Below are 10,048 nucleotides of genomic sequence, written 5' to 3' on the forward strand. Positions count from 1 at the left end.
CCTTGCCTATCCCCTGTTGCGTGTCTCAGCGGCCCCGGGTGCGGGCCTGCCGCCGCTGCCGGGCTTGGGAGCCGAGGCTGTGGACTTGGGGGCGGTCGCTCCGGGCTTGGGAGCGCCGGCACCCGGCTTGGGGATGGCGGGCCCCGGCTTGCCGGCCTGAGCCGCTCCGGGCTTGGGAGCGCCTTTGGAGGGCTTGGGAGCCTCGGAGGCGGTCTTGGTCGGCTTGTCGGTCCGAGTGTCCGCCGGTGCCTCCTGCACCTGGGCGGCAAAGTGCTCGCGAACCCGGCGAGCGACGGGGGGTTCGACCGCGGAGGAGGCCGCCTTAACGAACTCTCCCTGGTCCTTGAGCCAGGCCAGGATCACCTTCGAGGTGACCTTCTTGCCAGTGGGGTCGAGCTCCTTGGCGAGCTCATGAACGCGTGGTTTAGCCACTTTTCTCCTGTCCGGTTTCCCACCCCGGACAGGGGTGGGTGCTTCTAGAGGCAGCTCATCGCTGGGTACTCATCGGGTGCCCATCGGCTTCCTACCCGCCTTCGCTATCGGTGGTCCGCTCACCCGGTCGGGCAGCGGGGACCTCGCTGTCGTTGACCAGACCCCGTTCCAGGAACCCGCGGACCCGGGCCACGTCCAGTGGTCCGCAGGTGCGCAGGGCGCGTGGAGCGGCGCGTCGTCGCTCAGCGAGGGTGAGGCACTCCGGATCCGGGTGGATCCAGGCGCCGCGCCCGGGTCTGACGGCACGGGCGTCGACGTCGAGCTCACCGCTCGATGTCAGTACGAGGCGCAGCAGCTGCGCCCGCGGGGCCCTTTGCCGGCAGCCGATGCAGGTGCGCTCGGGCACATGAGAGGTGGTCGCCACCGTCCGTCGGTGTCCTTCCGCTGCGTTGCATCCGCTGACGCGGGCACCGCCGCCGGGAGATCCCAGGGCAGGACCCGCAAAGGTCCGCCGGAAAGTCTACATCCCCGCGCAGGACGGTTCAGTCGTCCAGCCCTGAGGCACCTGTCACGTCGTCGGACTGCGATCCCTGCCCCGGAGTGACCTCGCCGGACTCCGCATCGGCGTGGATGTCGATCTTCCAACCGGTCAGGCGGGCGGCCAGGCGGGCGTTCTGCCCCTCCTTGCCGATGGCCAGGGAGAGCTGGAAGTCGGGGACGATGGCGCGAGCGGTGCGCTCCTCGGCGTCGATGACGCCCACCGCGGCCACACGGGCCGGTGACAGGGCGTTGGCGATGAACCGCGCCGGGTCCTCGGAGTAGTCCACGATGTCGATCTTCTCACCACCGAGCTCGGTCATGACCGCGCGCACCCGCTGGCCCATGGGGCCGATGCAGGCGCCCTTGGCGTTGACGCCGCGGACCTTGGAGCGCACAGCCATCTTGGTACGGTGCCCGGCCTCGCGGGCGACGGAGACGATCTCGACGTCGCCGGAGGAGATCTCGGGGACCTCGCGCTCGAAGAGCTTGCGCACCAGGCCGGGGTGGGTTCGCGAGAGGATGATCTGGGCGCCGCGGGTGCCACGGGAGACATCGGTGACGTAGGCGCGCACGCGGTCGCCGTGTCGATAGCGCTCACCGGGGACCTGCTCGTGGGGCGGCATGATGCCCTCGTGCTCCTCGTCCAGGCGCACGTAGACGATGCGGGGGTCGCGCCCCTGTTCCACGGTGCCGGAGATCAGCTCGCCGGTCTTGTCTTTGAAGGCGCCCAGGACCTCGAAGTCGCGGCGGTCCTGGATGCGCTGGACGATGACGCTGCGGGCGGTCGCCTGGGCGATACGGCCGAAGTCGTCGGGGGTGTCGTCGAAGTACTCCCCCGTGGGCTGGTCGTCCTCGTCGACCTCCGGAGCCAGTACACTCATGTGCCCGGTGCGGCGGTCGATCTCGACGTGGGCACCCCGGATGGCGCCGGGGACCTTGGAGTAGGCGCCCAGGATGGCGTCCTCGATAGCGGGCAGCAGGTTGTCCAGGTCAATGCCCAGCTCGTCGGCAGCGCCTCGCAGCTCCGGCATATTGATGTCCATGGGTGCTTGGGTCCTCTCTGGTCCGCTGGGCGGGTGTGCGCTGGGCTCCCCGTCGACGGTAGCCCGTGACGGGCCGTACGGTCCATCACATCTTTTCGGACCGGTCCGTCAACCTATCAGTTATCGAGTCATACATTATTCCTGGACGCTATCCGCCGAAGGTATCTTATAAGCCTCGGCCTGTTGCCCGGTTGTCAAGCCCGGCAACCACCATCTGCGCCTCGGTGATGTCCTCCAGGGCGATGCGCCGCTCGACGCCGTCGATCTCAATGCCAACCAGGCCGCCTCCGTCTCCCCCGTTGACGTCGCCGTCGGCATCAGCCGCAGTGATGACGCCGGCGAGCTCCTCGTCGGCCGTGCGCACCCTGGCGCTATGACCAACGGCACGTCTGAAGTGGCGCAAGGTGGTCAGCTCACGTTCGGCTCCGGGCGTGGAGACCTCGAGGGTGTACTGACCCTTGACGGGGTCGGCCTCGTCCAAGGCCTGTGAGACGGCCGCGGTCACCGGCCCCAGGGCGTCGAGGTCGAGGTCGCCCGGGCCATCGGCCAGGTCCACGAAGACGCGCACGACCGAGTACTTGCCCGCCCGGGTGGTCTCCACGCCCTCGAGGTGGAGCCCGGCGTCGGCGACGACGGGAGCGAGCAGTCCGGTCAGGCTACGGGCCAATGCATTAGCCCCCTTGAGCGGGTCGTGGGCTGCCATAGTCGTTCTTCCTCCCCTGTGGGCCCGGGCGGACAGCTCGGGCGAACATGGTCGACGTGGTCGAGGGTCGGGATCATGCTACCCGCCGGCTGTGGGAGGATTCCCGAGTGAACACTCGTCGCGCTCCCCGCCCCGCCCAGACGAACGACCCCCGGGCGTCGATCGATGACAGGCCCCTTCCCGGCTCCGGCATCGGCGCCGCGGGCCGTCGCATGACGCGCCGCACCGCGATCCTCGCTCTAGGTACCGCCACGGCCGCACTGGGCGGCTGCGGGCTCCGCCTGGGCAAGGGCTCACCGGCGTCTCTGCCGACCGCCTCTCCGGCGGAGGCCGCTCGTGATGGCCTGGCCAGGCAGGCGGCGCTCATCTCCTCCACCGCCGGGGCGGTTGCGGCCGGTGGCGCGGATGCCACCACGGCGGCCCTGGCCGAGGGTGTCAAGCAGACCGCTGACGCCCAGCTCGAGACCCTGGGTGGGGTGTGGGAGCCGTGGGCCTCGCAGGTGCCGTCCTCCTACCCCACTGTGGCCCCGGTGCCCTCGGCCCCGGCCGACGCCACCGCCGAGGACCTGGCCACCGCCCTGGGCGACGGCTCGACGATGGCGCGCAGAGCGGCGATCGGCGCGGCCTCGGAGCAGGACGCCCGACTCTTCGCCGCGCTGACCGTGGCCTGGACCCTTCAACACGATCTCATCGTCCCAGTGGGTTCGGCGGATTCACCGCGCGTGGACGTGGCTCAGGGCAGCAAGATCAGCGCCGGTCTGCTGACCTCCTATGACGCGGCGCGCTACGCCATGGAGGAGATCGCGGCGCGCAGTAACGATCCTCAGCGCACCCAGGCGGTCGACGACGCCAAGGCGGCAACCTCCGTTGTCAATGCCGCAGTGGCCGCTGGCAGCGAGGATACCCGGCTGGGCGCCTACGCCACCCCGAGCGAGTCCTCTGATCCCGGCGTGAGCGCGGAGGTTTCCTGGGCCCGGCAGGTGTGGTCCGCCGTCGTATCGGCGGAGGTGCAAGAGGCCGGTTCGGCCAAGGCATCCACGCCGGCCCGCGAGGCGGCCGTCACCGGCGCGGTCGACGCCGCCCGCCGCGCCACCGCCTGGGGCGCGGACTTCTCCTCCCTGCCCGGATACGCCGCTTGACATGCGTCTCCTCGTAGCGGCTCTGGCCGTCGTCGCCGCCCTGGCGGCCGCGGACCGGCTCTTCTTGTGGATGGAGCGCCGTGGCTGGATCTACTGGCGGCGCCGCAAGCCCGACCCGCGTGGCGCCGTCCTGGGTCCCATCGACAACGTCTTCAACCCGGCCCACGAGCACGTGGTCGAGCAGCAGGAGACCGAGAGGCTTCTGACCGATATCCAGGGCGACGCGGCCCCGAGGTGAGTGGCGATGCGCACTCCTGATCCCGTCAACGCGCAGCGCCCGCTGCGCCGGTGGACACGTCGAGTGCCGTTACGCGACTACCAGCAGAACCTCCTTGACCGGCTTCACCCTGACGACGGCTCCACGCTTCACCTGCTTGCACCGCCTGGAGCAGGTAAGACCCTCATGGGATTGGAACTGGCCGTACGCAACGGTCGCAGAGCGCTCGTCCTGACGCCCACGACCGTGATCCGGGCACAGTGGAGTCAGCAGGCGAGTGAGTTCTTCACACGGAACGATGACGAATCCTTGACCGCCGGCCATCAAACGCCCAACGCTCCTGAGAACCAGGATCACGAACTTCTTGACCTCACGGTCCTGACCTATCAGTCCCTGTCCGTCGTTGACGACGCGACCCCATGGAACGAAGCCGCCCGCTCCCGGTGGGTGACCGAGCTCACCGCCGACGGCAAGAGCCCCGCGAGCGCGCGAACCTGGCTGACGCGCCTCGAGGCCCAGAACCCCACGACCTACGCACGCGGCATCCGTTCGCGCGCTGCCGCCATCCGACGCCGGATCGACCAGCTAGACGACGCAGCCATTGCCTCGCTTCTGTCACCTAACGCTCGGGCGCGCATAGATGCACTGGTAGAGGCCGGTATCGCTACCGTGATCCTCGACGAGTGCCACCATCTGCGGGCGCACTGGGCTGTCGTCGTCCACTTCCTCACGCGGCGTCTGAGGAAGGCGGGACTGGCGCCCACGCTCATTGGCCTCACCGCTACCGAGCCTTCGGGCGAGGACCGATCCACCCGCCGATACCGTGCGCTCCTGGGCGACGTCGACGCCGAGGTTCCAGTTCCGGCCGTCGTCCGCGCCGGTCACCTTGCCCCTTGTCGTCAACTGGCCTGGTTCACGCTGCCCTCCCCGGAGGAGACGCAGTTCCTGGTCACCGCCGGTCGGGAGCTCCGTCACCGTGTTGCTGAACTGCTGCTGAGCTCCGAAGGCATCGACTACCTGCTCCATGTCGTCGCCCCTTCCTCTCAGGCCGCTGCATCTGATGCCCTGAGAGAGTCGGAGCTCCCCGTTAGCCTCGGGGGAGAGAGTGACGGCCCGGACTCGGCACCGGTAGGACCACGAGAACCACCTGATGAGACCGAACTAATACATCGGATCGTGGCGGGTTTCGACGCCGACCCTGTGCTGGCCACCTCCGCAAGTGCACTGCTGCGCAGGACAGGCAGTTACCGGGCCACGTCTTTGAGCGTCCGGGTCGTCCCCTTCCTGCCCGAGCTCGAGCCGCTCGACCTTGACGATGAACTCAGGCTCCTGAGCCAATACGCTCTCGACCGGCTCTTGACGACACCGGAGCGTCGACGGGACTGGGAGTCCGCCCGGGAGCTGCTGAAAGGCTTCGGCCTGCACCTGACCGACTCCGGGATCCGAATGGGACGCTCCCCGGTAGACGTCATCACGGCCGCCTCGAGAGCCAAGGACACGGCGGTTATCGACATTCTGCGCCACGAACTCGACTCCATCGGTGAGCGCTTGCGGGCCGTCGTCGTCACGGATGCGGCCGAGCGATCCGCTCCCCATCGGGCGCTCGACCTCCCGGTCGCCTCCTCGCGCCCCAATTCTGCGGGAGGCGCAGTACGGTGTATGAGCATGCTGCTCAGTGATGCGCGCCTGCGCTCGTTGCACCCGGTGCTGCTGACCAGCTCCCGCCTGAGCCTGGCCAGCGGGGAGACCTCGCTACTGGATCAACTACGTCGGAGCACCGGTCTCGCGCTCCCAGCCACCGATGACGGCTGGATGCTCTCGGTCACCGGGCAGGGGGTTGGCAGCGCCGGACTCGTCCTGGCCGTCAGTAAGCTGGTCGCGACCGGACGGATACGGCTCGTGGTGGGCACTCGTGGCCTGCTCGGCGAAGGCTGGGACTGCCCAGCAGTCAATACACTCATCGATCTCACGGCGGCGACGACCTCAGCCTCAACGCAGCAGCTACGCGGTCGCACGATGCGTTTGGACCCTGGCTGGGTCGAGAAGGTCGCTCACAACTGGTCCGTCACCTGCCTCCTGCCAGGTCATCCCCGCCTGCGCTCTGACCCGGACCTGAACCGACTGCGTCGCAAGGCCGAGCACCTATGGTCACTGGTGCAGATCGATGACCCGGCGAGCAACCCGGCCGCGGCCTCCAACGGACCTATTGGCGCACCTGTTGTCGAGACGGGGCTCGATGCCATGCTGTCACCGGTCCAGCGCCGCCTTCTCGAGGAACTGGATGACGGCGCCGCCCCAGAGGATATCGACGCACTCAACTCCACCACCCTGGCCAGCCTCGACCGCCAGGTCGAGTCGCGGCGATGGCTCGCTCAAGCACCCACAGCACACCGGGTGTCGCGACGCGGCCGTGGCCGCACGCTAGAGGCAGTCGAGATCACGAGTGCACCGGCCCTACTGCGCCGGGGATCGCCCATGGCCTTCTGGAGCGCTGCGGCTCGCGCCGTTCTCGATGTTGTCCTCTCGCGATACGACCTCGCCGCAGGTGGGGATCCCGCTGACGTGCCCCGCCCCAACCTCGTGGTTCGCGAGAGTCCCACCGATTCGCCCGGCGGATCGCGTCCGAGCGTGCTTATCGGCCTGGACGGGGTGGAGACCCATCAGAGCGCTCGGTTCGCCGATATCCTCAAGGAGCTCCTGAGTTCCCCGGTGCGCCGTCCTCGTTTCATCCTCGAGGTTGCTACCGCGACACTGGCGCGAGGCACGGCCGAACGGCCTCTAAACAGGCTGCGGCGTCTCCTGGGAAAGCTACTGACGCTGGGGGCATGGAACCACGATGACAGTGTTCACCTTGCGGTTCCGACGGCCCTGGCCCGTTCGCGAGCCGATATGGAGGCCTTCGTTCACTCCTGGTCCAGACGAGTGGGTCCGTGCCGGCTTCACCTGGTTGCCGACGCTGATGACGCAGCAGCGCTCATGTCCTGCCGCGGCCTCGGCGGCCCCGCTGGACGAGTCGGTCTGCGCCGCACCAGGCGCTGGCTGGAGGACTGAGCGTCCCCGCGCCGTTCAGTGTCAGGCGGCCTCCAGTGCGGCGCGGACCGTGGCACTGAGCTCGGTCGCGGCGGCATCGGCGGGCACGGAGCGGCGCTCACCGGTGCGGCGGTCGCGGATCTCCACGGTCCCCTCCCTGGATAGGTCCCGACCGACGACGACCGTGTAGGGCAGGCCGAGGAGCTCGGCGTCAGCGAACTTCACCCCGGCGGAGACTTTGCGGCGGTCGTCGTAGAGGACCTCGACGCCGTCGGAGTCCAGGGCCGAGGCGATCCGCTCGGCGACGTCGAAGACAGTCTGGTCCTTGCCGGTGGCCAGGACCTGCACGTGATAGGGGGCGATCTGAACCGGCCAGGACAGCCCCTTCTCGTCGTGGTTGGCCTCGGCCAGGGCTGCCATGACGCGGCTGACGCCGATGCCGTAGGAGCCCATGGTGACCACGCGGGCCTTGCCGTTCTCATCCAGGACGGTCAGCCCCAGGGCCTGGGAGTACTTACGTCCCAGCTCGAAGATGTGTCCGATCTCGATGCCGCGGGCCAGGTGGAGGGGGCCGGAGCCATCGGGGGCGGGGTCGCCCTCGCGGACCTCGGCGGCCTCGATGGTGCCGTCGGCGGTGAAGTCGCGCCCCATGACCAGGTCGAGGACGTGCTTCTTGTCGGTGTTGGCGCCGGTGACCCAGCTGGTCCCCTCCACGATCCTGGGGTCGACCAGGTAGCGCACGGAGCCGGTGAGGACCTCGGTTCCGTCGTCGAGCCTCTCGACGCGGCGCAGCGGCGAGTTGGGGCCGATGGCGGTGGGGCCGATGTAGCCGCGCACGAGCTCGGGGTGGGTCTCGAAGTCGGTGTCGCCGGCCATCTCGACCTCGGCGGGGGCGACGGCGGCCTCCAATCGCTTCATGTCGACGTCGCGGTCCCCGGGCACGCCGACGACCAGCAGCTCGCGATCCCCCCCGGGGTGGATGAGCGTGACGACGACGTTCTTGAGCGTGTCGGCGGCCGTCCAAGCCCGTCCGTCTGAACGCGGGTAGGCCTTGTTGCACAGATCCACCAGCGAGTCGATAGTGGGCGTGTCGGGGGTGTCGACGACGCGGGCCGGGCCGATGCCGGAGGCGTCCACCGCATCGGGGACCACGGTGGTGACGGCCTCGGCGTTGGCCGCGTAGCCGCCTGAGGAGCGCACGAAAGTGTCCTCGCCGATCTCACAGGGGTAGAGGAACTCCTCGGAGTGCGAGCCGCCCATGGCGCCGGCCATGGCGTTGACGATGACGTAGTCCAGACCCAGGCGGGCAAAGATCCGCTCGTAGGCGTCGCGGTGGGCCCGGTAGGCAGCGGCCAGCCCGGCGTCGTCGATATCGAAGGAGTAGGAGTCCTTCATGACGAACTCGCGGCCGCGGATGATGCCGGCGCGGGGGCGGGCCTCGTCGCGGTACTTGGTCTGGATCTGGTAGACGATGGCCGGCAGATCCTTGTAGGAGGAGTAGAGGTCCTTGACCGCGAGGGTGAACATCTCCTCGTGGGTAGGGGCCAGCAGGTAGTCCCCATCCTTACGGTCGTGGAGCTTGAACAGGGTGGGGCCGTAGTCGTCCCAGCGCCCGGTGGCCTGGTAGGGCTCAGCGGGCAGAAGGGCCGGGAAGTGGACCTCCTGGCCGCCCATGGCGTCCATCCCCTGGCGCACGATGTCCTCGATCTTGCGCAGCGTCCTCAGACCCAGCGGCAACCAGGTGTACACCCCGGGGGCGGCCCGGCGGATGTAGCAGGCGCGCACGAGCAGCCGGTGGCTGGCGACCTCGGCGTCGGCCGGGTCCTCGCGCAGGGTTCGGATGAAGGAGGTGGAGAGTCTGTGCAGCACGGGGCGATCCTACGGGCTCCGGCGCCGCCGCCCCAATGGAGCCCGCCGGGTCGCGCGAAATCACGGAAACGGGGCGGCGCATCCCGCTGGCGCCCACGGGGGCTCCAGAACCATCCCCTGGCTGGTCAGATGGGACTTGCGACCCCGGAGAAGCGCCCGATACGCTCGATCCCATCGAGGGTTCGTCGGCCCTCTCATCCCTGAACTCGACCCGCTCCACGCGCTCCCCCGTGTGCGGGCCACAGGCAAGGAAGCATATGGACAGGCACTCCTCCATCCGTGAGGGACACGGCCAGACGTGGGCTAAGGCCATTCTCCTGGGCGAGCACTCGGTGGTCTACGGGCACCCCGCCGTCGCCGTACCGTTGCAGGACCTGCGGATGCGAGCCACGGCGAGCCCGGTTCCGGGCCCCTCCATGTTGCGCAGCCTGGACTACTCGGGGGACCTGGAGCGGGCCGGGACCCGGTTCGCTAGCGTGGCCCGGGCCTTCGAAGTGGCCCGTGAGTTCTCCGGGTGCCTGGACCAGGCCTTCGAGATCACCACCGTGAGCGACTTCCCCCACGAGCGCGGGCTCGGCTCATCGGCTGCGGCGGCCGGGGCGATCATTCGCGCTGTCCTGGACTCCTGCGGACGCCGGGCCGACGCAGATGAGCTGTTCGCACTGACGCAGATGGCCGAGCAGATCGCGCACGGCAAGCCCTCCGGGCTCGACGCCGCCGCCACCTGCTCCCCGTGCCCGATCCGGTTCCAGGGCGGGCAGATGCGCCCCCTGAGCCAGCGCATGAGCAACGCCTCCCTGATCATCGCCGACTCCGGCGTCCACGGCTCCACCCGGGAGGCCGTCGGCGGGCTGCGCCAGCGCTACGAGAACGACCCGGACAACATCGGTCCGCGCATCAACCGCCTGGGGGCACTCACCCAGAACGCAATCACGGCGTTGGACCAGGCCGACGCCCCCACCCTCGGAGCCGCCATGGATGAGGCGCATACGGTCCTGGCCGAGCTCAGCCTGAGCCTGCCGGTCCTCGACGATCTCGCCGAGGCCGCCCGCGCCGCCGGGGCACTGGGCGCCAA

The 10,048-nt window shown here is 69.2% G+C and carries 9 protein-coding genes; 4 read left to right on the top strand and 5 right to left on the bottom strand.

What is annotated here, in order from left to right:
- Positions 1-6: 6 nt before the first annotated feature.
- From HMPREF0975_RS00635 to rimP, 4 genes are all read right to left on the bottom strand, one after another.
- Positions 7-432, bottom strand: coding sequence for a translation initiation factor IF-2 N-terminal domain-containing protein (locus tag HMPREF0975_RS00635; protein WP_009232147.1), 426 nt, complete (start codon positions 430-432; stop codon positions 7-9).
- A gap of 91 nt (positions 433-523) precedes the next feature.
- Complete coding sequence (locus tag HMPREF0975_RS00640; RefSeq protein WP_009232148.1) at positions 524-856, bottom strand: YlxR family protein; 333 nt, start codon at positions 854-856, stop codon at positions 524-526.
- Between the two features lie 118 nt (positions 857-974).
- A complete protein-coding gene (gene nusA, locus HMPREF0975_RS00645) occupies positions 975-2,015 on the bottom strand; it encodes a transcription termination factor NusA (RefSeq protein WP_021607354.1) in 1,041 nt (346 codons plus the stop codon).
- Between the two features lie 166 nt (positions 2,016-2,181).
- Positions 2,182-2,718, bottom strand: a complete 537-nt coding sequence (gene rimP, locus HMPREF0975_RS00650) for a ribosome maturation factor RimP (RefSeq protein ID WP_009232150.1) — start codon at positions 2,716-2,718, stop codon at positions 2,182-2,184.
- 212 nt (positions 2,719-2,930) lie between these two features.
- On the opposite strand from rimP, the gene HMPREF0975_RS00655 reads away from it, so the two are divergent.
- The 3 genes from HMPREF0975_RS00655 to HMPREF0975_RS00665 are packed head-to-tail and all read left to right on the top strand — an operon-like array spanning position 2,931 to position 7,125.
- Positions 2,931-3,857, top strand: coding sequence for a hypothetical protein (locus tag HMPREF0975_RS00655; protein ID WP_049939330.1), 927 nt, complete (start codon positions 2,931-2,933; stop codon positions 3,855-3,857).
- A gap of 1 nt (position 3,858) precedes the next feature.
- A complete protein-coding gene (locus tag HMPREF0975_RS00660) occupies positions 3,859-4,095 on the top strand; it encodes a hypothetical protein (protein WP_009232152.1) in 237 nt (78 codons plus the stop codon).
- 6 nt (positions 4,096-4,101) lie between these two features.
- Complete coding sequence (locus HMPREF0975_RS00665) at positions 4,102-7,125, top strand: DEAD/DEAH box helicase family protein (protein ID WP_049939302.1); 3,024 nt, start codon at positions 4,102-4,104, stop codon at positions 7,123-7,125.
- 21 nt (positions 7,126-7,146) lie between these two features.
- Here the strand turns inward: HMPREF0975_RS00665 and HMPREF0975_RS00670 are convergent, their stop codons facing one another.
- The gene (locus HMPREF0975_RS00670) at positions 7,147-8,973 is read right to left on the bottom strand and encodes a proline--tRNA ligase (RefSeq protein ID WP_009232154.1); all 1,827 of its coding nucleotides are present in this window, start codon (positions 8,971-8,973) and stop codon (positions 7,147-7,149) included.
- A gap of 257 nt (positions 8,974-9,230) precedes the next feature.
- Here HMPREF0975_RS00670 and mvk point away from each other — a divergent pair.
- The coding region (mvk, locus tag HMPREF0975_RS00675) for a mevalonate kinase (protein ID WP_009232155.1) at positions 9,231-10,048 on the top strand (818 nt) is incomplete at its 3' end.

Origin of the sequence: Actinomyces sp. oral taxon 849 str. F0330 (genome assembly GCF_000239715.1) — a bacterium.
Classification (GTDB): Bacteria; Actinomycetota; Actinomycetes; order Actinomycetales; family Actinomycetaceae; genus Actinomyces; species Actinomyces johnsonii.